The organism is Massilia sp. DJPM01 (genome assembly GCF_030348125.1).
In the GTDB taxonomy this organism is placed as follows: domain Bacteria; phylum Pseudomonadota; class Gammaproteobacteria; order Burkholderiales; family Burkholderiaceae_D; genus Telluria_A; species Telluria_A frigida.
The window spans coordinates 1-24,234 of record NZ_JAQOZV010000033.1 but is presented as its reverse complement, the minus strand read 5'-3'; the positions used below and the strand labels follow the sequence as shown (position 1 = coordinate 24,234).

General features: G+C 64.0%; 27 protein-coding genes. 19 read left to right on the top strand and 8 right to left on the bottom strand.

Features of this window, described 5'->3' with window-relative positions; genetic code table 11:
* Positions 1-35 precede the first annotated feature (35 nt).
* Positions 36-962, top strand: a complete 927-nt coding sequence (locus tag PO883_RS20450; RefSeq protein WP_289311379.1) for a pyridoxal-phosphate dependent enzyme — start codon at positions 36-38, stop codon at positions 960-962.
* Here PO883_RS20450 and PO883_RS20445 read toward each other — a convergent pair.
* Together PO883_RS20445 and PO883_RS20440 are read right to left on the bottom strand one after the other, a co-directional pair.
* Complete coding sequence (locus PO883_RS20445) at positions 957-2,291, bottom strand: triacylglycerol lipase (protein ID WP_289311378.1); 1,335 nt, start codon at positions 2,289-2,291, stop codon at positions 957-959. The genes PO883_RS20450 and PO883_RS20445 overlap by 6 nt on opposite strands.
* Before the next feature lie 99 nt (positions 2,292-2,390).
* Complete coding sequence (locus PO883_RS20440; protein WP_289311377.1) at positions 2,391-3,545, bottom strand: CocE/NonD family hydrolase; 1,155 nt, start codon at positions 3,543-3,545, stop codon at positions 2,391-2,393.
* A gap of 403 nt (positions 3,546-3,948) precedes the next feature.
* Here PO883_RS20440 and PO883_RS20435 point away from each other — a divergent pair, with 403 nt between their 5' ends.
* The gene (locus tag PO883_RS20435; RefSeq protein WP_289311376.1) at positions 3,949-4,593 is read left to right on the top strand and encodes a tRNA-uridine aminocarboxypropyltransferase; all 645 of its coding nucleotides are present in this window, start codon (positions 3,949-3,951) and stop codon (positions 4,591-4,593) included.
* A gap of 105 nt (positions 4,594-4,698) precedes the next feature.
* The gene (locus tag PO883_RS20430; protein WP_289311418.1) at positions 4,699-5,832 is read left to right on the top strand and encodes a PA0069 family radical SAM protein; all 1,134 of its coding nucleotides are present in this window, start codon (positions 4,699-4,701) and stop codon (positions 5,830-5,832) included.
* A gap of 42 nt (positions 5,833-5,874) precedes the next feature.
* Here PO883_RS20430 and PO883_RS20425 read toward each other — a convergent pair whose 3' ends face one another.
* The gene (locus tag PO883_RS20425) at positions 5,875-6,441 is read right to left on the bottom strand and encodes a gamma-glutamylcyclotransferase (RefSeq protein WP_289311417.1); all 567 of its coding nucleotides are present in this window, start codon (positions 6,439-6,441) and stop codon (positions 5,875-5,877) included.
* A gap of 364 nt (positions 6,442-6,805) precedes the next feature.
* Positions 6,806-7,744, bottom strand: coding sequence for a LysR family transcriptional regulator (locus PO883_RS20420; protein ID WP_289311375.1), 939 nt, complete (start codon positions 7,742-7,744; stop codon positions 6,806-6,808).
* 88 nt (positions 7,745-7,832) lie between these two features.
* Here PO883_RS20420 and PO883_RS20415 point away from each other — a divergent pair, with 88 nt between their 5' ends.
* The 3 genes from PO883_RS20415 to maiA are packed head-to-tail and all read left to right on the top strand — an operon-like array spanning position 7,833 to position 10,049.
* Positions 7,833-8,375: a VOC family protein gene (locus tag PO883_RS20415; RefSeq protein WP_167085180.1), complete on the top strand. Its 543-nt coding sequence runs from the start codon at positions 7,833-7,835 to the stop codon at positions 8,373-8,375.
* Between the two features lie 7 nt (positions 8,376-8,382).
* On the top strand, positions 8,383-9,408 hold the full coding sequence (locus tag PO883_RS20410) for a fumarylacetoacetate hydrolase family protein (RefSeq protein WP_289311374.1): 1,026 nt from the start codon (positions 8,383-8,385) through the stop codon (positions 9,406-9,408).
* Entirely contained in the window at positions 9,405-10,049 is a 645-nt protein-coding gene (maiA, locus tag PO883_RS20405; protein WP_289311373.1) for a maleylacetoacetate isomerase, read from the top strand. Before PO883_RS20410 ends, maiA begins: the two co-directional genes overlap by 4 nt.
* A gap of 80 nt (positions 10,050-10,129) precedes the next feature.
* Here the strand turns inward: maiA and PO883_RS20400 are convergent, their stop codons facing one another.
* A complete protein-coding gene (locus PO883_RS20400; RefSeq protein WP_289311372.1) occupies positions 10,130-10,351 on the bottom strand; it encodes a DUF2970 domain-containing protein in 222 nt (73 codons plus the stop codon).
* 216 nt (positions 10,352-10,567) lie between these two features.
* On the opposite strand from PO883_RS20400, the gene PO883_RS20395 reads away from it, so the two are divergent.
* The gene (locus PO883_RS20395; RefSeq protein WP_289311371.1) at positions 10,568-11,155 is read left to right on the top strand and encodes an NAD(P)H-dependent oxidoreductase; all 588 of its coding nucleotides are present in this window, start codon (positions 10,568-10,570) and stop codon (positions 11,153-11,155) included.
* A gap of 154 nt (positions 11,156-11,309) precedes the next feature.
* On the opposite strand, the gene PO883_RS20390 is transcribed toward PO883_RS20395, so the two are convergent.
* Entirely contained in the window at positions 11,310-11,750 is a 441-nt protein-coding gene (locus PO883_RS20390; protein ID WP_289311370.1) for a CBS domain-containing protein, read from the bottom strand.
* Positions 11,751-11,920: 170 nt separating this feature from the next.
* Between PO883_RS20390 and PO883_RS20385 the strand changes: the two genes are divergently transcribed.
* The 12 genes from PO883_RS20385 to PO883_RS20330 all read left to right on the top strand — a co-directional run bounded on the left by PO883_RS20385 (position 11,921) and on the right by PO883_RS20330 (position 21,486).
* A complete protein-coding gene (locus PO883_RS20385) occupies positions 11,921-12,697 on the top strand; it encodes a uracil-DNA glycosylase (protein WP_289311369.1) in 777 nt (258 codons plus the stop codon).
* 469 nt (positions 12,698-13,166) lie between these two features.
* On the top strand, positions 13,167-13,649 hold the full coding sequence (gene iscR, locus PO883_RS20380; protein ID WP_166876672.1) for a Fe-S cluster assembly transcriptional regulator IscR: 483 nt from the start codon (positions 13,167-13,169) through the stop codon (positions 13,647-13,649).
* Between the two features lie 19 nt (positions 13,650-13,668).
* Entirely contained in the window at positions 13,669-14,925 is a 1,257-nt protein-coding gene (locus tag PO883_RS20375) for an IscS subfamily cysteine desulfurase (RefSeq protein ID WP_289311368.1), read from the top strand.
* A 27-nt stretch (positions 14,926-14,952) separates the two neighbouring features.
* Positions 14,953-15,342 (top strand): Fe-S cluster assembly scaffold IscU, encoded by a 390-nt coding sequence (gene iscU, locus PO883_RS20370; RefSeq protein WP_099876445.1) that lies wholly within the window; start codon positions 14,953-14,955, stop codon positions 15,340-15,342.
* 25 nt (positions 15,343-15,367) lie between these two features.
* The gene (gene iscA / locus PO883_RS20365) at positions 15,368-15,691 is read left to right on the top strand and encodes an iron-sulfur cluster assembly protein IscA (protein WP_166876663.1); all 324 of its coding nucleotides are present in this window, start codon (positions 15,368-15,370) and stop codon (positions 15,689-15,691) included.
* A gap of 22 nt (positions 15,692-15,713) precedes the next feature.
* Entirely contained in the window at positions 15,714-16,229 is a 516-nt protein-coding gene (gene hscB / locus PO883_RS20360) for a Fe-S protein assembly co-chaperone HscB (protein WP_289311367.1), read from the top strand.
* Positions 16,230-16,372: 143 nt separating this feature from the next.
* Positions 16,373-18,262, top strand: a complete 1,890-nt coding sequence (hscA, locus tag PO883_RS20355) for a Fe-S protein assembly chaperone HscA (protein WP_289311366.1) — start codon at positions 16,373-16,375, stop codon at positions 18,260-18,262.
* 23 nt (positions 18,263-18,285) lie between these two features.
* Positions 18,286-18,627 (top strand): ISC system 2Fe-2S type ferredoxin, encoded by a 342-nt coding sequence (gene fdx, locus PO883_RS20350; RefSeq protein ID WP_054263701.1) that lies wholly within the window; start codon positions 18,286-18,288, stop codon positions 18,625-18,627.
* Between the two features lie 13 nt (positions 18,628-18,640).
* Positions 18,641-18,835: a Fe-S cluster assembly protein IscX gene (gene iscX, locus PO883_RS20345; RefSeq protein ID WP_289311365.1), complete on the top strand. Its 195-nt coding sequence runs from the start codon at positions 18,641-18,643 to the stop codon at positions 18,833-18,835.
* Complete coding sequence (locus PO883_RS20340; protein WP_289311364.1) at positions 18,822-19,718, top strand: SAM-dependent methyltransferase; 897 nt, start codon at positions 18,822-18,824, stop codon at positions 19,716-19,718. The genes iscX and PO883_RS20340 overlap by 14 nt, the downstream gene beginning before the upstream one ends.
* Positions 19,715-20,755 (top strand): low-specificity L-threonine aldolase, encoded by a 1,041-nt coding sequence (gene ltaE, locus PO883_RS20335; protein ID WP_289311363.1) that lies wholly within the window; start codon positions 19,715-19,717, stop codon positions 20,753-20,755. The genes PO883_RS20340 and ltaE overlap by 4 nt, the downstream gene beginning before the upstream one ends.
* Positions 20,752-21,486 carry an rRNA pseudouridine synthase gene (locus tag PO883_RS20330; protein ID WP_289311362.1) on the top strand — a complete coding sequence of 245 codons (735 nt, stop codon included), beginning with the start codon at positions 20,752-20,754 and terminating at the stop codon, positions 21,484-21,486. Before ltaE ends, PO883_RS20330 begins: the two co-directional genes overlap by 4 nt.
* A gap of 16 nt (positions 21,487-21,502) precedes the next feature.
* Here the strand turns inward: PO883_RS20330 and PO883_RS20325 are convergent, their stop codons facing one another.
* Together PO883_RS20325 and PO883_RS20320 are read right to left on the bottom strand one after the other, a co-directional pair.
* Positions 21,503-22,534, bottom strand: a complete 1,032-nt coding sequence (locus tag PO883_RS20325) for a hypothetical protein (protein ID WP_289311361.1) — start codon at positions 22,532-22,534, stop codon at positions 21,503-21,505.
* On the bottom strand, positions 22,474-24,093 hold the full coding sequence (locus PO883_RS20320; RefSeq protein WP_289311360.1) for an RING finger family 4 domain-containing protein: 1,620 nt from the start codon (positions 24,091-24,093) through the stop codon (positions 22,474-22,476). The genes PO883_RS20325 and PO883_RS20320 overlap by 61 nt, the downstream gene beginning before the upstream one ends.
* Positions 24,094-24,234 lie beyond the last annotated feature (141 nt).

The following is a 24,234-nucleotide window of genomic DNA, read 5'->3' as shown; positions in this document are numbered from 1 at the left end:
TTCGGTGTTCAACTTTACGGGATCATGATCTTACGATGACATTACATATCGACACTCCACTGCTCGCGTCTTCGGCCATGGGCAACAAGCCGGACCAGACGGTCTGGCTCAAGATGGAAGCCTTGCAGCCGACCGGCTCGTTCAAGTTGCGCGGCATCGGCTACGCCTGCGAAGAGTACGCGCGGCGCGGGGCGAAACGCTTCATCTCTTCATCCGGCGGCAATGCGGGGCTGGCCGCCGCGTATGCGGGACGCCAGCTGGGCTTGCCGGTGGTGGTGGTGGCGCCGGAAACGACCAGCGAGCGCGCCCGCGAGCTGATGCGGCGCGAGCAGGCCGAGGTGATCGTCCACGGCGCGTCGTTTCACGAAGCCAACGCGCTGGCGCTGTCGATGGTGGGTGAGCACGATGCCTTCATCCACGCCTACGACGATCCCCTGCTGTGGACCGGGCACGCGACCATGATCGATGAAGTGGCGCATGCCGGCGTGATTCCCGACGCGGTGGTGCTGTCGGTCGGCGGGGGTGGGCTGATGTGCGGCGTGATCGAAGGGCTGCGCCGCAATGGCTGGGACAAGGTGCCGCTATTCGCCGTCGAAACCGATGGCACCGATTCGCTGGCGCAGTCGATCGAGGCCGACGAGCGCATCGAGCTTCCACGCATCGCCAGCATCGCCACCACGCTCGGCTCGCGCCAGGTGTCGCAGGCGGCGTTCGACTGGACCCGGGTGCACCCGATGAGCAGCATGGTGGTCACCGACCAGGCGGCGGTGGCGGCCTGCATCCGCTTCATGGACGACCACCGGGTGGTGGTGGAGCCGGCCTGCGGCGCCTCGCTGGCGGTGGCCTACGCCGGCCGCCCGGAATTGAGCGCATTCAAGAACGTGCTGGTGATCGTGTGCGGCGGCGTGACCGCGACCGTGGCCCAGCTGCAAGCCTGGTCGCGCACGCTCAGCCCCTCATAGTCCGTACAAGATGGCCGCGACCGCATCGTAGACCGGATACACGCGCGGCCCCGACCTGGGCCAGCCGATCATGTCGAAGTGGTCGTAGCCCTTGTAATTTTGCAGGAAGTTCCAGCTGCCGCGCACTGGCGTGCCATCGTAGTCGCGCACCGGATGCCCGGCTGGGGCACGCATGCTGACCGTGTTGACCACGCCATCGTTGGCGAACCAGGTGCGGTCGACCGGGACCCGGCCGGAGATGGCCAGCGAGTACGAGCCCATGCCGCGCCGGCCGGCCGACGGGATCACCCACTCGCCCGCATACGGCCGGGTCAGCGACGCCATGTCGGCGCGCGGATACTGGAAGGACGGGTTTTGGAGCGGGTACAGCAGGCGATCGGTGTTGTTGCAGCAGGCGCTGCCGGCCTCGGTCGCCTGGTTGCTCATCGAGAAGTAATACACCGAGGGCGAGGTCTTGGCCCATGCATTGAAGGTGCGCGCGCCGTCGGGCGTCATTTCGGCCTGGGCCGAGTCGAAGTTGCCCGGGTTCGAAAACGGCGCGGCCATCACGCGCTGCTGATAAGCCGCCGACGGCTCGACCGCGCTGCTGCGCAGGCCGAACTGTTCGAGTCCGAAGTCGTGCACCGGCTGCGCCACGTTGCCGATGCTGGCCATGGCCGCGATGCCGCCCGCCAGTTGCGTGAGCGCCGATCCCGAGTCGCCCATGGCGTCGCGCAGGCTGGTGCCATCGTTGGGCGAGGAAATGGTGGTGGCGCTGACGACCCAGCCGGTCTTGCCACCCTTGTACAGCTCGCCGCCGCCTTCGTCGCCGTGGGGCGAGCCGTGTTCGAGCAGTTCGATCAGGGCGCGGATGGTCTGGCCGCCCTGGCTGTGGCCGATCAGGTGGATCGGATGGCGCGCATCCCAGGCCGGGTACATCGCGGCCGGATAGCCTTGCGGATTGTTGGCCGGATCGGCGGCCCAGCATTTGCCTGCGGGCTGGCGCAGCGCGCCATAGGTCGCGAAGCTGGCCGTGTGGCTGCTGCCGTAGTCGACGCAGCCGCCCTTGATCTGGTAATACAGTTCGGCCGCGCGGTCCCAGTTCGAGCTGATCGCCCCGACCGACGCGGCCCATACCTGATGCTGGCCCTGGTGCGCGCGCATGTGACCGACGATGTCGTCGAATCCGCCCCAGTATTTGAATCCGGTGTTGGTGTACTGCTCCGGGCCGAAGCCGAGGAAGCCGTGCACCAGGACGATCGGATAGTTGTTTGCGGCTGAGGCCGCTTGAAAGGCGCAGGACAGGAAGAGGGCGGGGGCGAGGACTGCGCGGATGATACGTGGCGGCATGAAAGTCTCTCCAAAGAGAAAAAACGTCGCTCACATTGTATATGCATTTGGCGCGCGCACGCGCTTGTCGCATGCGGGCTGTGTTGCGCCACGGCCGCGTCAGAGACTGGCCGCGCCGGCCCCGCCGCTGCCGGCATTGGCGCCGCTGGAGGCCAGCTTTCCTTGCCACACCACGTAGTCGTCGACCGAGTACAACTGGCACGGCTGGCCGCTGGTGCGCGCGCAGGCAGCCAGTGCGCGCGTGTGCGGATCTTCCCCTTCCTCGGCCCAGCACCAGGCGCCGCTGGGCGAGACGGCAAAGGCGCGCGGGGTCATCTTGTGCAGATACTCGCGATAGGCGGCGCGTCCATTTTCGCTCAGGTAGGGCACGGCGGCGATATCGTCGACGCGGGCAAAATCGGTTTTCGGCACGCTCGGCGCATCGGCCACCGCGACCACTTCGCTGGTCGGCATGCCGATTTGCTGGAGGAAGCGTTCGGTCTCGCGCCACCAGATGCCGGCGCCGTCGCGGCTGGCGGCCATGCCGTGGGCGTCGCGCTTGAAGGCGCCGAATTCGACCAGGCGCGCCTTGCCGCCAGCCCGCTCGAAGGCCGCGTGCATGCGCGCCACCAGGTCCGGCCCGAACAGCGAATCGTTCACGCCATACATCCACAGGCTGGGAATCTTGTTGCTGGCACCGTAGGTGGCGAAGGCGTGCACCAGTTGCGCGCGCCAGTCGCAGCGGTCGGCGTCGTCGCGCAGGCCGCCGGCAAAATTGATCAGGCCGCGCACGCCGGGCACCTCGCGCGTGCCCAGGGCGATGGTGGCCAGTCCGCCGTAGGATTGGCCGGCGACCACGATGCGCTCGGGGTCGACCCAGCCCTGGCGGCGCGCGAAGTCGATGGTGTCCTGCACATCGCTGGCCTGGGCATAGCCGTTGGCGGTCATGTTGCAGCCATGGTCGGCGTAGTTGCCGGTGGAGCCCGCGAAGCCGCGCCGCATCGGCACCAGTACCGCATAGCCGCGCTTGACGAAGGCGGTCGCCATGTAGATGAAGCGCTCGCGCGTCTGCTTGCGCGGCTCGCCCGATTCCTTGCCGTGGTTGATGATCAGCAAGGGAAACGGGCCGGCGCCGTTGGGGCGGAACACGGTCGTCTGCAATTCCGACCGGCTGGACGGTCCGGCGGGAACGGCGATCACCTGCTCGTTGAGCCGGTAGTCGAGCGGCAATTCCTGCTCGATCGCCACCGACGGCAACAAGGTGAAGCCGGTCACGAGGGCGGTCAGGAACAGGCGCAGGGCGCGGGGAATCAGGGTAGCGATGGTGGGCTCCGATGGATTGGATTGCCTAAAGGAATGATTTGATTCTATGTAGGGTGATGTCGTTGGGCAATACCGGAATATCAACTCGACGCCTGTTGTGAGAAAAATAGTTGCCGATTGCACGCTTTGTTGCTTCGATGCTCGCGTTGCCGGAAGCAGGATGCTGGGAATATTTCTAGTTGGAAAAAGTGCCCTCGCGCTACCGGCTTGCCGGTGTTAACATGCGCAGGCCGTCATCCTTGCGCCTTGCGCCTTTCGCCATCATGAACAATTTCACCCCCGCAAGCGGCTTGCCGCCCGGTTTTGCCATTGTCCGGCTGTTTTTTGACGCGCTGCCGCGCCGGGTGGGAGTCCGATGACCGGGCCGGGCCAGCAGGGGCAGGCCAGTCCGGCGCGGCGCAGCATCTGTGCGCACTGTGCGCGGCCGGCCGTGGCCTGCATTTGCCGATGGATCAGTCCGGTGGCAAGTGCGGTGCGGCTGCTGATCCTGCAGCATCCCATGGAAGTGAGCAACGCCAAGGGCAGCGCGCGCCTGCTGCACCTGAGCGTGGCGGGCAGCACGCTGGTTGCGGGCGAAGTGTTCGATCCGGCGCAGCTCGGCGAGCTGCTGGCGCTCGATGGCCGGCGCGCCGTGCTGCTGTATCCGGACACGCCGGACGACAGGTCGCTGGGCATGCCGGCACCGCCGCCACTGCCGCCGGAACTGTTGCACGCGCCCGGGAAACTGTTGCTGGTGGTGCTGGACGGCACCTGGCGCAAGAGCCGCAAGATGCTTTATCTCAACCCTTTGCTGCATGCGCTGCCGCGCCTGCCGCTGAACGGCATGCCGCCGTCGCGCTACCGCATTCGCAAGGCGCATGCGCCGGACCAGCTATCGACCCTGGAGGCAACTTGCCATGCCTTGGGCGAGATCGAAGGCGATCATGACAAGTTCCTCCCGCTGAGCCGCGCTTTCGATGATTTGATCGATGCGTTTGTGCTGCATCAAGGCCGGCTTTGAACGCTGCTTGAACTGGCGGCGGCACCAACGTAGAATACTGTATGTTTATACAGTTAAATAGGTGCTGCGGTGACTGATCGCGACAAGGATGTTGAAGAAAACGTCATGCTCCCGCCGCGTCCGCTGGCTGCGCAGAAGGGGCGGGGAGCGGTGACCAATCTGCAAGGCCGCTACGAAGTCAACGCGCGTGAGCGGTTCGACGACGGCTGGGTGCATGAAGACGACGAAGACGAGGCGCCGGCGCCCTTCCGTACCCAGGTTACGGACGAATTCGCCAAAACCATCCTGAGCCGCAATACCTCGCCCGACATTCCCTTCAATGTGTCGCTCAATCCCTATCGCGGGTGCGAGCACGGCTGCATTTATTGTTTTGCGCGGCCATCGCACAGTTACCTGGGGCTGTCGCCGGGGCTGGACTTCGAGAGCCGCCTGTTCGCCAAGGTCAACGCGCCCGATTTGCTGCGCCGCGAGCTGGCCAGGCCATCCTACGTGCCCGAGCCGATTGCGCTGGGTGTGAATACCGACGCCTACCAGCCGTGCGAGCGTGGCCTGGGCATCACCCGGCGCGTGCTGGAGGTGCTGCACGATTGCGAGCATCCGGTGGCGCTGATCAGCAAGTCGTCGCTGATCGAGCGCGACGTCGACCTCATCGCGGCCATGGCGGCCAAGAACCAGGCGATTGCGGCGCTTACCATCACCACGCTCGACCCGGAAATCTCGCGCACGCTGGAACCGCGCGCGGCGGCACCGGCGCGGCGTCTGCGCACGATCAGGCGGCTGACGGAAGCGGGCATCCCGGTGCGGGTCAGCGTCGCGCCGGTGATTCCCTTCATCACCGAGCCCGAGCTCGAACGGGTGCTGGAAGCCGCGCGCGATGCCGGTGCCGTGAGCGCCCATTACGTGGTGCTGCGCTTGCCCTGGGAAGTCAATCCCCTGTTCCAGGAATGGCTGCAGGCACACTTTCCCGAGCGGGCGCAGCGGGTGATGAACCGGGTGCGCGAGCTGCGTGGCGGCAAGGACTACGACAGCGACTTCAGCAAGCGCATGCACGGGGAGGGCGTTTGGGCGGATTTGATACGCCAGCGTTTCGTCAAGGCAGTCGAGCGGCTGGGCATGAGCGCGACCAGCGGGCGCTTTGCGCAACTCGATGCCTCACGGTTCAAGCGGCCGCTGGTGGTGCCGACAGCGCCCGCCAAGCAATGCGGCAACGCGACGGGGCAGCTGGATTTGTTTGGATAGGAGGCGCTCGATAAGATGTTTTTCGCGGCTCGCTTGCCGTGCTTATTCACGCAGGTCAGTTAAATACCGCTCGATTTCAAACACGTGCGCGTCTTCCATGCCCAGTTCGCGCAGCGCGTGGGCAAGGTCGATCAGGTAATCGCGGTTGGCGCCGCTCGGGCCGTGCGAGTATGCGATTTGACGGGCAATATCACGCTCGCTCGCCTCGCCGAGGAAGGCGGCATTGTCTTCGGTCGCGATGTACACCAGCCCGAGTTCGCTGCCGCCGTCCTCGAAACGGATGTCGGTTGCCAGGCGCAGATAGCCGTTCTTTTCGCGGTGGTCCAGATGGGCAAACACTTCGGGGGTGATCAGGTAAGCCATGCCCGCAGTGACGGCGCCGGGCTGCGCAATCAGCGTGGCCACGCGGCCCGGGGCAGTCTCCGTGCCGCGGTGATCGTGTGAACCTTGCCAGAAGCGCCGGGTCCAATTGCTGATCGTCGCCGGTTTGCGCTCGATGTACGGAAAGTCCGCCTTGAAGATCAGCGAGCCATAGCCGAACAGCCACACGCGATGGTGGCCGTCGAATTGATCCATGCGCTGGTTGATGGCGATGGTGTTGTGTGACATGGGTAGTATCCGTTGGAAGCGAGCATCAATTATAGAGGCGGCGCGCCACCGGCGCAGCGCTGGCAAGGCGCGCTGTCCATGACGCTGCGTGAGCGCACCCGGCTGACGGCGGCTCGCGGCGCCCGTGGCCTGCTGCGTGTGTTGCGCCATCACGATCGACGGCGTCGTTTGTGCATCCATGACCGAAGGCGTCATTTGTGCGTGGGCGATCGATGGCGTCGTTTGTGCATCCACGACCGATGGCGTCGTCTGTACGTCGGTGATCGATGGCGCCTTGGCGCGTCCGCGGTCGACCGCGTAGTGCGACCGTCCGCAGCCGATCACATGGCGCTATGCGCGCAAGCTATGGCGCGATGTGATCGGCTCAAGACTGCGCAGGCCCCTGGTCTGCGGCGATGGGAATGTTCCAGTCATGCGACTCGACGAACTTGAACAGGAAGGTCATGAAGCTCTCCGCCGCCGGCGACAGCGAGCGCTTGTCGCGCGTGTACACGAAAAAGCGCCGCGTCAGTTCGGGCTCGTGCAACTGGCGCATGTGCAACTGGTGCAAGCGTACCAGCGGCTCGGCATACGGCAGGCAGACGGTCACGCCCAGTCCGGCGCTGACCATGGCCAGCGCGGTCGTCATGAACGTGACTTCATTGACCGGATTGAGCGGCACGTCGCGCAGCGAATGGTGCATGTCGCTCAGCAGGCGCTCGGTGAACTGCCCTTGCAGCGAGATGAACGGGTAGGCTGCCAGGTCCGACCATGTCACGCGCTCGCGCTGCTCGAGCGGGTGCTGCTGCGGAAACACGAGCACGAAGGGCATCTCGAACAGCACCACCGCCTCGATCTGCGCGGTAGGATCGCGTTCCGGTCCGATGCCGCAGTCGACCTCGCCGCTGAACACGCGCGCCGTCACGTTTTCGACCGCGCAATCGACCAGGCGCACCTGGATTTCCGGATACACCTTGCGGTAGGCGGCGATGACCTGCGGCAGCAAGGTGCACGACATCAACTGCGGGGCCGCGATCCGGACTACGCCTTTTTTCAGCCGTGTCTGGCTGGCGATGTCGAGCAGCGCGCCGTCGAGGTCGTCTATCATCTTGGAAAACAGGGGCGTCAGCTCGCGCCCGACCTCGGTCAGGGCGATCCGCCGCGTGCTGCGGTCGACCACGCGCACGCCCAGGGTCAGTTCGAGCTCCTTGATCAGCCCCGACAGCGCCGCCTGGGTCACGTGGAGATACTCGGCCGCCAGGGTAAAACTGCCGGTCTTGGCAAGCGCGACGAGGGCGCGCATCTGGCGCAGGGTGGGATTCATAGCTTAATCTGATAAGTCGCGTTGAAAATATTGTTTGAATGATAGTTCGTTTTGCACTCTAATAGGGGAATCAACAGGGGAGCACAGCATGAAAATTACCAGGATTCACCACGTAGCCTATCGCTGCAAGGATGCCAAAGAGACAGTCGAGTGGTACGTCAACTACCTCAATATGGACTTCGTGCTGGCCATCGCCGAAGACCAGGTGCCGTCGACCGGCGCGCCCGACCCGTACATGCACGTTTTCCTCGATGCCGGCATGGGCAATGTGCTGGCATTTTTCGAGTTGCCGAGCCAGGCGCCGATGGGCCGCGACGAGAATACCCCGGCCTGGGTGCAGCATCTGGCGCTGGAAGTCGGCTCCATGGACGAGCTGCTGGCCGCCAAGGCGCGCCTGGAAGCGGACGGTATCGAGGTCATCGGTCCGACCAACCACACCATCTTCAAGTCGATCTATTTCTTCGATCCAAACGGTCACCGCCTCGAACTTGCCGTCAACACGGCCACGCCAGAGATGAAACAGAAGCTCGACGCCGTCAAATGGGACATGCTCAACGAGTGGTCCGAGACGCGCAAGGCGCCGAAACACGCGGCCTGGATGCACGAGAACCCCCGAGCGGACCAACAATAAGGCACACATGAAACTTGCAACATTGAAATCAGGCGGGCGTGACGGCTCGCTGGTCGTGGTCAGCCGCGACCTGTCGCGTTACCAGAAGGTTCCCAAGATTGCCGCGACCTTGCAGTTCGCGCTAGACAACTGGGACGATGTGGTCGAACGCTTGCAGGCCGTCTACACCGCCCTGAACGAGAATGGCACCTGGGATGCGCAGCCCTTCGACGAAGAACTGTGTCATTCGCCGTTGCCGCGCGCGTATCAGTGGGCCGACGGTTCGGCCTATATCAACCACGTCGAACTGGTGCGAAAAGCACGCAACGCCGAGGTTCCCGCATCGTTCTACACCGATCCGCTGATGTATCAGGGCGGCTCGGATTCCTTCATCGGTCCGCGCGACCCGATCTACGCGCTGGCGGAAGAGTGGGGCATCGACCTCGAAGCGGAAGTGGCGGTCATCACCGGCGACGTGCCGATGGGCGCCAGTGTCGAGCGCAGCGCCGCGGCCGTGCGCCTGGTCATGCTGGTCAACGACGTTTCGCTGCGCAACCTGATTCCGAACGAGCTGCTCAAGGGCTTCGGTTTCTTCCAGTCGAAGGCGGCCAGCGCGTTTTCGCCGGTCTGCGTCACGCCCGACGAACTGGGTGACGCATGGCAGGATACCAAGCTGGGCCTGCCGCTGAACGTGCAGATCAACGCGCGGCCGTTCGGCAAGCCGAACGCGGGCGATGACATGACCTTCAACTTCGCGCAACTGGTCGCGCATGCGGCCAAAACGCGCGAACTGGCGGCGGGCACCATCATCGGTTCCGGCACGGTGTCGAACAAGCAGGGTAACTTGCACGGGTCGAGCATCGATAACGGCGGCGTCGGCTATTGCTGCCTGGCCGAAGTGCGCATGTACGAAACGATCGAGCATGGCGCGCCGACAACGTCTTTCCTGAAATTCGGCGACAGCGTGCGCATCGAGATGTTCGATGCCGCCGGGGCCAGCATCTTCGGCGCCATCGACCAGACCGTGGCTGTCTATGAGGAGCGCCGCCCATGAAGCTGTACACCTACTTCCGTAGTTCCGCCGCGTACCGGGTGCGCATCGCGCTCAACCTGAAAGGGGTGGGTTACGAATCGGTGCCCGTGCATTTGCTGCGCAATGGCGGCGAGCAGCTGGCGCCCGAGTATCTGGCGATCAACCCCAGCGCCCTGGTGCCCAGCCTGCAGGACAAGGGTGCCACGCTGACGCAGTCGATGGCCATCCTGGAATACCTGGAAGAGGTGCATCCACAGGTGGCCTTGCTGCCGCGCGACGCGCTCGGGCGGGCGCGGGTGCGCTCGCTGGCGCTGATGGTGGCCTGCGATACCCATCCGCTGACCAATCTGCGCGTGCTGCGCCATCTGGTGAATGAGGTCGGTTTGTCGGAAGAAGCCAAAACCGATTGGTATGTGCACTGGCTGCGCGAAGGAATGGCCGCCCTGGAAGCGCACCTGGCGCATTCGCGTGACACTGGCCGTTTTTGCCACGGCGACATGCCGACCATGGCGGATTGCTGCCTGGTGCCGCAGGTATTCAATGCGCGCCGCTTTCACGTGGACCTGGCGCCGTATCCAACCATTGCCCGCATCGACGCCGTGTGCGCCGCGCTGCCGGCTTTTGCCGAGGCGCATCCATCGCGCCAGCCCGACGCCGAATAAGCGCCTGCCCTGGGCCTGCTCCTTGATGGAGCGGGTCCTTAGCGGATCGCGAACGCCACCACGCCGAGCAGGGCAGGTCCTTAGCGGGTAGCGAACGCCACCACGCCGAGCAGGGTGGCGATCAGCAGCGCCACGCCGATCAGCCCGGCCATGATCACGTACACGGGATTGAGGGCCGTGACGTCGCGCTCGAAGTCGGATTTGCGGCGCAGGCCGACGAACGACCAGGCGATCGCCGCCAGGGTCGAAAAAAACGACCGTTCAGTGCCTTGAGTAAGATTCTTGTGATTCTTGTCAGACATGCTGTTCCTCTTTCGATCAGTCCGGCAGGGCGCAGGCCCTGATTCCCCTGAGCATAGCTGCCCTGGTTCGCACAAAACAGGAGCAGACCCATGCGCAATACCATATCAACATGGGGAACCAAGCCGGCGCTGGCCTGTCATATATACAGGTAAGCCATGTGCGCTCGCCGTGCTGAGGGGGGCGTATGACAATGCGATTCTGTCGGAAGGCATGCCATGCATAAGCGCATTCTGTTAATCCAGGGTCATCCCGATGCGGCGCAGGGGCATTTGTGTCACGCGCTCGCGGCTGCCTACGGCGCTGGGGCGGCCAAAGCGGGGCACGAGGTGCGGCAAACGCAGGTCGCCGCGCTCGACTTTCCTATCCTGCGCAGACAGGACGAGTGGGAGCATGGGCCCTTGCCGCCCGGCTTGCAGCAGGCGCAAGAAGATATCCGCTGGGCCCAGCACATGGTGTTTTTCTTCCCGCTCTGGCTGGGAGACATGCCGGCCCTGCTAAAAGGCTTTCTGGAGCAGGTGGCGCGGCCGGGTTTTGCCTTTCCGGGCGACTGCATGCATCCGCTGGCCAAGAAGGGCTTGTCCGGGCGCTCGGCGCGCGTGGTGGTCACGATGGGCATGCCGGCGCTGCTGTATCGCTGGTATTTCCGGGCCCACAGCGTCAAGTCGCTCAAGCGCAATATATTGGGGTTTGTTGGCGTGGCGCCGGTGCGCGATACCCTGATCGGCATGGTCGGCGATCCGGAACGGCAGGCGGTGGACAAATGGGTTGGCGCGCTCGAAGCGATGGGGCGCAGTGCGGCTTGATGTTCTGCAATGGTTTCGCAGCGGTGGGGAGGGCTGGCTTTGCTGCGGGGCCAGCCTGGCCGGCGTGGCCCCGCATGTTTGCCGGCGAGGCACATGGCCCTGCCTGTTTGCCGGCGAGGCACATGGCCCCGCCTGAGGTGATCGTCTGCTGTACTTAGTTCGCTTTTGCCGCACCATCGGTTGGCGACGAAATCTCTTGCAAGGCCTCGCCGACGCCGGTGGTTTGCTTGGTCGCCATGTCGCCCAGCGACACAATGCCGACCAGCGAGTGCGATTGCTGGTCAACAACCGGCACGCGGCGGATCTGCACGTCGCCCATCTGGGTCAGGACTTCATCGACCGACTGGGTCGCGAAGCAGGTGCGCACTTCGGTGCTCATCACGTCGCCGACGCGGTGGCTTTCCGGGGCCTTGCCGGCAGCGGTGGAGCGCACGGTGATGTCGCGGTCGGTGATCATGCCGACCAGCTTCTCGCCGTCAATGACAGGAACGGAGCCGATATTGAATTCTTTCATGATCTGCGCGGCGCGGTGAACGCTGTCTTCCGGCGAAACACGTTGCACGTCGCGGGTCATGACATTTTGAATGGTTTGCATATAAGTCTCCAAAGCTGAACAGGTTAGTTGTTGCTACGTCATCCCAATCGGGTTGGCAGCATCATGCACGGATTCCAAAAAAAGCGCCGCGTGGTTGAAATTGCATCATCCGGCGTGCTGGCGGCAAGCCCGGTCGGCTACAATCCTCCCTTTTTTACCGGCAGGTCCCGATGTCCGTCCAACCCATTCCTCCCGCCATTGTCGACGCCGTCTCGCGTGCCGACCCGTCCTGGCAGCCGATCCTGCGCCAGGGACTGGACGCGGTCATGCGCGCCGAGCCCCTCTACCTGCCGACCCTGGCCGCCGATAACTACCTGCCCACCGAACAGCGCCTGTTCGCCGCCTTTGCCTTGCCGCTCGACCAGGTGCGCTATGTGCTGGTGGGCGAGGGGCCGTATCCGCGCGCCGAGAGTGCCACCGGCGTCTGCTTCATGGATGGGGCTGTGGGCAAGCTGTGGTGCGAGAGCGGGCTGTCCAAGCCGGTCAACAAGGCGACCTCGCTGCGCAACTTCATGAAAATGCTGCTGGTGGCCGATGGGCAGTTGCAAGCCGGCGATACCGGCGGCACGGCCTTGGCGCCGGTAGCGGCCGCCGCGGCGAGCAATGGCAGCATCCAGACCCTGGCCGAGTTGCAGCACAACCTGACGCAGCAAGGGTTTCTGCTGCTCAACGCCTCGCTGGTGTTCCGTTCCCATGTGGCGCCCGTGATCGATGCGCGTGCCTGGCTGCCATTCCTGCAAACGGTGATGGCCGCGCTGGCTGCCCGGCAACAGGCTCCCACGCTGGTGCTGTGGGGGAAAATTGCGGAACAATTACAGAAATTGCCGGAAGCTAAGAGTTTGCCGCAGCTGAGCTCCGAGCATCCGTATAATTTGTCGTTTATCCAGCATGCTGGCATGCAAGCCCTGTTCGGGCCAATGCACTTGCTGCGCGCCGCTGGACTTTGACCGGCCGGGCTTGATCAAGCCCGCGAAAAATGGATGTCCGGCATGGTCAGGGTATGACTCGCGCCTGGTCTGTTGAGTATCTACAATGCCGGCTTGCCAGCGCCGCCCAGGATGATGAGCCGATGGCAACAGCCGCCGGAGCGCAGGCGCTCTCGAACATGGATGTGCGCCTGCGCATTGTCGGTCAGGGGGCGCATCATGCGGCAAGGGCCGGCAGCCCGACTATCTTGGCGGTACCGTTCCATGCATGCCGGATGAGCGGCTGCTGCCGCAGCCCGGTGCAATGCCGGGCTCGTGCCCTGAAGTCGGGCCTGGCAGCCCTGGGGGAAAACAGGGGCTCCCAAGACAAGATGCCCCGTATTTGATATACTTGACTAATTCGATCAACTAATACGGTCTTTGATGGCACGATGCATCGACCTTATTAATTGAATTGAGGCAATATTTTACCACTGTGACCGGGATTGTGATGCGTCTGACCACAAAAGGCCGTTTTGCTGTAACTGCGATGATCGATCTTGCCCTGCGACAGGGCAAGGGCCCTGTCACGCTGTCGGGCATCAGCCAGCGCCAGGCCATTTCGCTCTCGTACCTGGAGCAACTGTTCGGCAAGCTGCGCCGCCATGAAATCGTCGAGTCGATCCGCGGCCCCGGCGGCGGCTACAGTCTGGCGCGCCGCGCCGACAAGGTCACCGTGGCCGACATCATCATCGCCGTCGATGAACCGCTCGACGCGACCCAGTGCGGCGGCAAGGAAAATTGCCACGGCGCCGATGCGGCCACCGGTACCCGCTGCATGACGCATGAACTGTGGGCCACGCTGAACGAAAAGATGGTCGACTATCTCGATTCGGTCTCGCTGCAAGATCTGGTCGACCAGCAAAAGCAAAAGAATTCTGAACAAAACGTCGTGCACGTACACCGCCCGCACGCCGCCGTCGGACAAAATTGAAGCATATTGGAGTGATTTGATGAACGCGCCTTTGGACAAAAACCTCGAGCAGACTTTCGTGACTGCCCCGCATTTCCCGATCTACATGGATTACTCGGCGACGACGCCGATCGATCCGCGTGTGGCGGACAAAATGATTCCTTACCTGCGCGAGCAGTTCGGCAATCCGGCATCGCGCAGCCATATGTACGGCTGGACCGCCGAAGCGGCAGTCGAGGAAGCGCGCGTCCACGTGGCCGCCCTGGTCGGCGCCGATCCGCGCGAGATCATCTGGACTTCCGGCGCGACCGAAAGCAACAACCTCGCGCTCAAGGGCGCTGCCCAGTTCTACAAGACCCGCGGCAAGCACATCATCACCGTCAAGACCGAGCATAAAGCCGTGCTCGACACCGTGCGCGAACTCGAACGCGTCGGTTTCGACGCCACCTACCTCGAACCGCAAGATAACGGCCTGATCACGGTCGCCCAGCTCGAAGCGGCGATTCGCCCGGACACGATTCTGGTGTCGGTCATGCTGGTCAACAACGAAATCGGCGTGATCCAGCCGATCGAAGAATTGGCCGCGCTGTGCCGCTCGAAAGGCATCATTTTCCATTGCGACGCTGCGCAAGCGACCGGCAAGGTGCATATCGACCTGGCCAACAGCAAGGTCGACCTGATGACCTTCACCGCGCACAAGACCTACGGCCCGAAAGGCATCGGCGCCCTGTATGTGCGCCGCAAGCCGCGCGTGCGCCTCGAAGCGCAGATGCACGGCGGCGGTCACGAGCGCGGCTTGCGCTCGGGCACCCTGCCAACCCACCAGATCGTCGGCATGGGCGAGGCTTTCCGCATCGCCAAGGAAGAGATGGACAGCGAAATCACGCGCATCACCGCGCTGCGCGACCGTCTGGCCAAGGGCCTGCAAGAGATCGAGGAAGTCTATATCAATGGCGACATGGAACACCGCGTGCCGCACAACCTGAACGTGAGCTTCAACTACGTCGAAGGCGAGTCGCTGATCATGGCGATCAAGGATATCGCCGTGTCGTCCGGTTCGGCCTGTACTTCGGCCAGCCTGGAGCCATCGTATGTGCTGCGCGCCCTGGGCCGCAGCGATGAGCTGGCGCACAGCTCGATCCGCTTTACCATCGGCCGTTTTTCGACCGAAGCCGACATCGACTTCGCAGTGGACCTGCTCAAGTCGAAAGTCCACAAGCTGCGCGAACTGTCGCCGCTGTGGGACATGTTCAAAGAAGGCATCGACATCAGTTCGATCCAATGGGCAGCCCACTAACCGTATTGAATATTCAGGAGTTTTACCATGGCATACTCGGACAAAGTGTTGGACCACTACGAAAATCCACGTAACGTCGGCGCCTTCGACAAGGGCGACGAAACCATCGGCACCGGCATGGTCGGCGCGCCGGCCTGCGGCGACGTGATGAAGCTGCAGATCAAGGTTGGCGCCGATGGCCTGATCGAAGATGCGAAGTTCAAGACCTACGGCTGCGGCTCGGCGATTGCCTCGTCGTCGCTGGTGACCGAATGGGTCAAGGGCAAGACGCTGGACCAGGCGCTGTCGATCAAGAACACCCAGATCGCCGAAGAACTGGCACTGCCGCCGGTCAAGATTCACTGCTCGATCCTGGCGGAAGACGCGATCAAGGCGGCCGTGTTGGACTACAAGACCAAGCATCCGGCTGTCGCTTAACACGCAGTAACACGCGGAGGGAAACATGGCAATCACACTGACCGAAAAAGCAGCCAAGCACATCAACCGCTTCATCGAACGTCGCGGCAAGGGTGTCGGTTTGCGTTTTGGCGTGCGCACCACGGGCTGCTCGGGCCTGGCCTACAAGCTCGAATATGTCGATGAAGCGGCGGCCGAAGACAATGTCTTCGAGTCGCACGGCGTGAAGGTCTTTGTCGACCCGAAAAGCCTGCCGTACATCGATGGCACCGAGCTCGACTTCACGCGCGAGGGCTTGAACGAAGGCTTCCGCTTCAACAATCCGCACGTCAAGGACGAGTGCGGTTGCGGCGAAAGCTTCCGCATCTGACCTCGGTCGGATAGCCGCATCCATGCAGAATCACTTCGATCTCTTCAACCTGCCGCCCCGTTTCTCGCTCGACACGGGCGCCCTCGATGCCGCTTACCGCGACGTCCAGGGGCAGGTGCATCCCGACCGCTTCGTCAACGCCACCGATGCCGAAAAACGGGTCGCCATGCAATGGGCGACGCGCGCCAACGAAGCCTACCAGACCCTGAAAAACCCGCAGAAGCGCGCGCAGTATTTGTGCGAGCAGAATGGCGTCGACTTGCAGACCGAGTCCAACACGGCCATGCCGATGGCATTCCTGATGCAGCAGATGGCGTGGCGCGAAGCGCTCGGCGACGCGCGCGCGGCCAAGGATCTGGAGGCGCTGGAAGCGCTCGACGAGCAGGTCAGGCAGGAACGCACCTCGCGCCTGGTGCAGATCGGCGCGCAGCTTGATGCGGGCGATTACGAGCAAGCCGCGCAAGGGGTGAGGGCGCTGATGTTTTTGGAAAAATTCGGTGAAGAACTTAGCTTCGCCTTCGACGCGTTGGAGCAGTAGGCACGCTGCTGGACGCTTGCGCCATGCGTGTTGATGTTCTTCCCGTCCCGCGCGTACCCCGTCGTTCCCGCGCGTGCCACGTCATTCCCGCCCGCAGGAACGACGAAGTCATTCGCAGCATATAAAAAGAAATCGGTAATTACATGGCACTTTTGCAAATTTCAGAACCCGGCATGTCGACCGCGCCGCACCAGCATCGGCTGGCCATCGGCATCGACCTGGGCACCACCAATTCGCTGGTCGCCACCGTGCGCAGCGGCAGTCCCGAAGTGTTGAGCGACGAAGAGGGCCGGCCGCTGCTGCCGTCCATCGTGCGCTACCTGCCGAACGGCCACGCCAACATCGGCTACAAGGCCCAGGCCCACCAGACCACCGATCCGAAGAACACCATCGTCTCGGTCAAGCGCTTCATGGGACGCGGCCTGGCCGACATCGCCTACGCTGAAAACCTGCCCTACGATTTCCAGGACTCGCCCGGCATGGTGCAGCTGAAAACCGTGGCCGGCATCAAAAGCCCGGTTGAAATCTCGGCCCAGATCCTGGCCACGCTGCGCCAGCGCGCCGAAGACTCGCTCGGCGACGAGCTGGTCGGCGCCGTCATCACCGTGCCCGCCTACTTCGACGATGCCCAGCGCCAGGCCACCAAGGATGCGGCCCAGCTGGCCGGCCTGAACGTGTTGCGCCTCTTGAGCGAGCCGACTGCCGCGGCCATCGCCTACGGTCTCGATCACGGTTCCGAAGGCGTGTTCGCCGTCTACGACCTTGGCGGCGGCACCTTCGACATCTCCATCCTCAAATTGTCCAAGGGCGTGTTCGAGGTGCTGTCCACGGGCGGCGATTCCGCGCTCGGCGGCGACGACTTCGACCACCGCCTGTTCTGCTGGGTGTGCGAGCAGGCCAAGCTGGCCCCCTTGTCCGACGAAGACACCGCGATCCTGATGGTCAAGGCGCGCCAGGCCAAGGAACTGCTCTCGACCAACGCCGACACCACCATCGACGCCATGCTGAACTCGGGCGAGATCGTGCACGTGAAAATCAGCGCCGAAGTCTTTGCCGACATCACCAGGCACCTGGTCAACAAGACCATGACCGCGATCAAAAAAGCCATGCGCGACGCCTCGGTGTCGGTCGATGATGTCGACGGTGTGGTGATGGTCGGCGGCGCCACCCGCATGCCGCATGTGCGGCGCGCGGTCACCGAATTTTTCAAGACCATCCCGCACGCGAACATCGATCCGGACAAAGTGGTGGCGCTGGGCGCCGCCATCCAGGCCAATCTGCTGGCCGGTAACCGTGCCGCCGGCGACGACTGGCTGCTGCTCGACGTGATCCCGCTCTCGCTCGGTATCGAAACCATGGGCGGCCTGGTCGAAAAAATCATCCCGCGCAATTCGACCATTCCATGCGCCCGCGCGCAGGAATTCACCACCTTCAAGGATGGCCAGACCGCGCTGGCGGTGCACGTGCTGCAGGGCGAGCGCGAACTGGTATCGGACTGCCGTTCGCTGGCGCGCTTCGAGCTGCGCGGCATTCCGCCGATGGTGGCGGGCGCCGCCCGCATCCGCATCACCTACCAGGTCGACGCCGATGGCTTGCTGTCGGTGTCGGCGCGCGAAACGCGTTCCGGAGTCGAAGCGTCGATCACCGTCAAGCCATCCTACGGCCTGGCCGACGATGAAGTGGCGCGCATGCTGCAGGATTCCTACACCTCGGCCGACGTCGACATGGTGCGGCGCGCACTGCGCGAAGAACAGGTCGAGGCCGAGCGCATCCTGCTGGCCACGCAATCTGCGCTCGATGGCGACGCCCGCCTGCTCTCAAGCGAGGAACGCGCCGCGGTCGATGCGCTGATGGGCGGCGTACGCGCCGCGCTGGCGGCATCGAACGTGGAAGAAGGCGAGCCCGCACCGAAGCAGGCAGCATTGCACGCCGCCGTCGATGCGCTTGCCCACGGCACCGAAGAATTCGCGTCGCGCCGCATGGACCAGAGCGTGCGCTCGGCGCTGGCCGGCAAAACGCTCGACGAAATTTAAGAAACACTACCAGGACAATCACCGTGCCACAAATCGTATTCCTTCCCCATCCCGTGTTCTGCCCTGAAGGCGCCGTCATCGAGGCGCCCGCCGGCAAGTCGGTGTGCGACGTCATGCTCGAAAACGATATCGAAATCGAGCACGCCTGCGACCGCGTCTGCGCCTGCACCACCTGCCACGTGCTGGTGCGCGAAGGCTACGCCTCGCTCAACGAGCCGGAAGAAAAAGAAGAAGACCTGCTCGACCGCGCCTGGGGCCTTGAACCGGTCTCGCGCCTGTCGTGCCAGGCGATCGTGGGAACCGAAGACCTGGTGGTCGAGATTCCGAAGTACACGATCAATCATGCGGCCGAAAAGAACCATTGATCAGGAGAGCGCCATGAAATGGAGCGACATCACGGCCATCGCCGAGGCGCTGTTCGACAAACACCCCGAGGTCGAACCGGCCACGCTGCGTTTCGTCGACCTGCACAACTGGGTCATTGAACTCGACGGCTTCGACGACGACCGCACCCGCGGCGGCGAGAAGGTACTGGAAGCGATTCAGGCGGCGTGGATCGATGAAGCGCGCTGATACCACCGCCGACAAGGCCAAGCCGGCTGAAACGCTGGCGCCCGAAATCCGTCCGGGCCAGTCGATCGCGCTGCTGCAGGAGCTGCACATCCTCACGCGCGACGGCAAACTCAATCAGGACAGCCGCCGCAAACTCAAGCAGGTGTATCACCTGTACCAGTTCATCGAGCCGCTGCTCAAGGAAATCCAGCAGGACCACGCCGCCATTTCGCTGGTCGACCATGGCGCCGGCAAGTCTTACCTCGGCTTTATCCTGTACGACCTGTTCTTCAAGGGCCTGGACGACGGTTCGCGCATCTACGGCATCGAAACGCGCGAAGAACTGGTGCAAAAGTCGACCGCGCTGGCGCACAAGCTGGGCTTTCCCGGCATGTCGTTCCTGAACCTGTCGGTGGCCGAATCGACCCGCTCCGACAAGCTGCCGGACCAAATCGATATCGTCACCGCGCTCCACGCCTGCAACACCGCCACCGACGACGCCATCGATTTCGCGCTCAAGAAGCGCGCCAAGTTCATGGTGCTGGTGCCTTGCTGCCAGGCCGAAGTGGCCACGGTCCTCAAGAAGAACAAGGGCAAGGACCTGGGCAAGAGCGCGCTGACCGAAATCTGGCGCCACCCGCTGCACACGCGCGAATTCGGCAGCCAGGTCACCAACGTGCTGCGCTGCCTGCAGCTTGAAGCGCACGGCTACCAGGTCAACGTGACGGAGCTGGTGGGCTGGGAGCACTCGATGAAAAATGAACTGATCATCGCCAGCTACAAGAACCTGCCGCGCAAGCGTCCGACCGACCGCTTGCAGGAAGTGCTCGCCACGCTCGGCCTGGAAGAAATGGGCGAGCGTTTCTACACTCAACATTTAGCGGAAGCCGAATCGACGACATGAGCCACGACGCCCTCTCCTGGATTGACCTGCGCAGCGACACCGTCACCCAACCGGGCGAGGCGATGCGCGACGCCATGCACAGCGCGCCCGTGGGCGACGACGTGTACGGCGACGACCCCACTGTCAACCGCCTGCAGGACACGGCCGCCGAGATGTTCGGCTACGAGGCCGGCCTGTATGCGCCGTCGGGGACGCAGAGCAACCTGATTGCGCTGCTGCTGCACTGCGCGCGCGGCGACGAATATCTGGTCGGCCAGGAGGCGCACACCTATAAATACGAAGGCGGGGGCGCCGCGGTACTGGGCAGCATCCAGCCGCAGCCGATCACCAACCAGCCCGATGGCAGCATCGCACTGGCCGACATCGAGGCCTACATCAAGCCGGACGACATGCACTTCGCCCGCACCCGCGTGCTGGCGCTGGAAAACACCATCGGCGGGCGCGTGCTCGGCGCCGACTACATGGCGGCCGCCACCACGCTTGCGCATGCGCGCGGCCTGGTCACGCACCTCGACGGCGCGCGTATCTGCAACGCCGCCGTCAAGCAGGGCATCAGCCTGCGCGCCGCCTGCGCCGGTTTCGACAGCGTCTCGGTGTGCCTGTCCAAGGGCCTGGGCGCGCCGGTCGGCTCGGTCCTGTTGGGGAACAAGGCCTTCATCGAACAGGGAAAGCGCTGGCGCAAGATGCTCGGCGGCGGCATGCGCCAGGCCGGCATGATCGCGGCGGCGGGCTTGTACGCGCTCGAACACAATGTGCAGCGCCTGGCGGAGGACCACAGCAACGCGGCCAAGCTGTCGCGCGGACTGGCGCAGATCGCCCAGCTCAAGGTCGCCACGCCGCAGACCAATATTTTCTACATCGAGGTGCCCCCTGGCGCCTGCGACGCCCTGCGCGCCACGCTCGCGCGCGAGCATATCCGCGCCACGGTGGGCCAGCACACGCGCCTGGTCACCCATCTCAACATCAACGCGGCCGACGTCGAACGTGTCGTCGCCGTATTCACCGCATTTTTTAAAGACTGGCACCAAGCTTCATGAACGATTCCACCATCCGCCTCGCCAAGCGCGTCTCCGAAATGATGCCGTGCTCGCGCGCGGAAGCCGACAAGTACATCGCGGGAGGATGGATCAGCGTTGACGGCGTCGTCGTCGAGGAAGCCGGCGCCCGCGTGGCCGACGAGCAGGACGTCGTCATCCATCCCGAGGCCACACTGGTCGAACTGACGCCCGTCACCATCCTGTTCCACAAGCCGGCCGGCTACAGCGCCGGTGCGGACGCCGATGCCGAACCGGCCCTGAACCTGCTCACGCAAGAGAACCTGCTGCTGGCGGAACATGGCAAGCAGCGCTTTCTCAAGCGCCACCTGGCCAATCTGACGTTGACATCGCCGTTAGAGGCCAAGGCCAGCGGCCTGGTAGTGTTCACCCAGGACTTCCGCGTGGCGCGCAAGCTGGTCGACGAAGGCGCGCGCGTCGAGCAGGAGTTCGTGGTGGAAGTCAAAGGCACGATCCGCGAAGGCGGCCTGGCGCTGCTCAATCACGGCCTGACCTTCAACGGCAAGGAAATCGCGCCGATGAAGGTGAGCTGGCAGAACGAAACGCGGCTGCGCTTTGCGCTCAAGGGCGTCAAGCCCGGCCAGCTGATGCACATGTGCCGCCTGGTGGGCCTGAGCATCGTCAGCATCAAGCGCCTGCGCATCGGCCGCGTGCCGATGGCCAGCCTGCCGCCAGGGCAGTGGCGCTATCTGCACGACTACGAGCGCTTCTGACCCGGCGCCGCCAGGGTTACGAAATCAGGTCGCTGGCGGCGATGGTCGCCGCGCTCACGCCGGGCCGCAGCGCATACACGATGCTGTTCTCCGGCAGCGCGATATCGGCGTCGAGCAAGGCCGCGAACAGCGGCGCTTCGTGCATGACGGGCGCATTGTCGACATCCTGCGGATTCCACCTGCGCAGACGGGCCAGGAAGCTGGCGTTATCTTCGCCCTCGTGGCGCGACAGTGCTCGCAGCGTGCCATCACCTCGCAAGATCACCCGTTGCGCCCGCGCCGCCCCATGCAGCAAGGCCAGATGGTACATCGACATGCGGATGCTGCTGGCGAAGTAGGCAATCATGGCCGGGCAAACGGCACTGATCGTCGCAGTCGACGTTTCCACGTTATTGAATTCAAATCCGCCCGGTGCGTACAGGTCCAGCCAGTGCAGCTGGTTTTCCTGAAGGTCGAACACCATCGGCAGGAATACGCCGTTGGTTCCGGCCAGGTCGAAGCGCAGCGCCACCGTGCGCGGATCGAAGTGGGCGCCTTGCACGTCGTCGCGGAACATCAGGCCGGCGAACGCATGTTCCAGGTCTTCGAAAGGCATCCCCGAGTAATTGTTCAGCACCGCGACCGCATAGCGCACGCCGTTCTGGCGCGCCAGGTCGCAGTCCAGGTCGATGAATTCGCTGGCGCCGTCGGGGAAGGGCGCGTCCGTCAGGTCGCCCGCACTGGTGGCGATGATGCTGCCATCGCTTCCCTTGCACGTCAGCTGATAGTAGGAGCAGACTCCCCGGAAGTGCCACTGTTCGTCGTAGAACGCGACCGAGAGATCCAGGTCGCTGCGCCCGCCGTTCTCCGGCTGGCACCAGTGCAGGAACAGGCGCGCCTTTTTGCCCGGCGGGACCGGCAGCACCGAGCCGCGCGGCAGCTGGATGGCCGAGCGGCTTGCGGTGCGTTCGTTGAACGGCAGCATGATGTCGGCCAGCGCGGCATCGATCAAGCACTCGCCCACGGGCGGCTTGCTTGAAAAGCGCGCCAGCAGCTCGCGCTCGACCAAGGCCACTGCCTGGTCCACCGTCTGCCGCGGCAGGGGGGGCGCTGGTCGGGCGCCATGAATCCGGTCGCCACGGACCCTTTGGGCCAGTAGATGCGCGTCTCTCCCGCGTGCAGGCGGGTTGGCAGCAGGGCGAGCAAGGTCAGCAGTACCGGGGTGGCAAACTGCGGCGCGCAGCTTGTAAACGCCGCCAGCACCGCGCTGCTGGCGGCGCTGTCGCCGTCTGCCACGCGCAGGGCGTGGTCGAAGCGGCGTGCCAGTTCTCCCGGCCGCTGGCGCAGCAGCGCGACCATGGCGACGGCATCCTTGCGCATGACGGCCTTTTCCAGCCCCGCGTAAAAGGTCTCGAACTGCGGTCCCGGGGTGCCGTCCGGGCCCTTCTTGCGCACCACGCCGAACGCAAACGCCACCTTCGGATAGCGCTTGTGATATTCGTGCGGATGCAGGAATTCGCCCAGCCAGACCCAGTACGCGCGGTGGCGCAGCATGTCTTCGGTCAGCGAGTCGGGATGAAAACTCTCCAGCAGGGCGAGCAGCGCACGGCGCAGCGGGCGCCCCAGTTTGGCCATCTTGAAGCGCTTGATGGTCACGGGAAGCGGCAGGCTCGCTTGCTTGTTCCAGTACGATCCCGGCGTGAACAAGGTCTTGAATCGCGCCATGCCACGCGCCTTCGCGATCGGCACCTGGCGATACACGACTTGTCCTTGCAGCGACGGGTCGGCGCCGGAGTAGACGGCGACGAGGCGAATGACGTCGGTCGCGGTGCCGATATGCGCAGCGGCGGCGGCCAGCACGGCGGCCGGCTCGCAGTGCTTGAGCAGGGTGCCGAACAGCAGCGCGATATTTTCGCGCACCGGGATCTGTTCGGGAATCCAGGCCAGCAGGCGCAGGCGGTACTCGCCAGCGAGCGTCTTGAAGTCGTCCGTGTCGACCGGCGACATGGCTTGCTTGCGCGCGCACAGGGCGCGTACCAGCACCTGCGCCGCGTCGTCCATGCTGGCGCCGAGGTCGAACAGCTTGAGCGGCGCGTGTGCCGCCGCCTTTTGCTTATACCCCGGGTCGGGCAGGAAGAACGGCGAGTCGCGGTCGGCGTGGCGCTTGCAGATCGGGCAGGCGCTGTAATTGCTGCCGTCGAAGCAGACATCGCACACGACGTGCCGGCACGGCTTGAGCACATGGGTGGTGCCAGTGCGGGCGCAGTGCAGGCAGGGCTGGTCGGGTGCCTGCATGAAGTGGGTCAAAACCCGGTCCATCCACAGCGCCTCGGTGTTGGACGGGATATTGTTGGGGAAGCGCCGGAACAGCGGCGTGTGCTGGCGATTGCCGCCGAGCTGCGCCGCCAGTGTCTCCCAGATGTGCTCTTGCATGGCGCTCAGTAAAGCAGAGTCGAGCGTTTGCAGGCGCGCGCGCAGGCGCTGCGATAGCGCGTAGCCGAGCTTGGCCAGGTCGATATCGAACAGCTGCATGCAGGCGTCGGGCTGCTGGGCGGTCCCGTCCGGGGCGAATACAGCGGCATGGCGGCGCAGCAGCAGCGCCCGGGTTTCTTTAAAATCGACAGACATAGTGGGTCCCCAAAGCAAAAAAACGGATGCAGGCATGCGCCATGATCCGTTTTTGAAAGGTGAGAAGGGAATCGGCCAGACTGAATCAGGGGTAGAAGGAAGCCCGACCTGAGCCTTCTCAAGCAAATGCTAACCGATTAT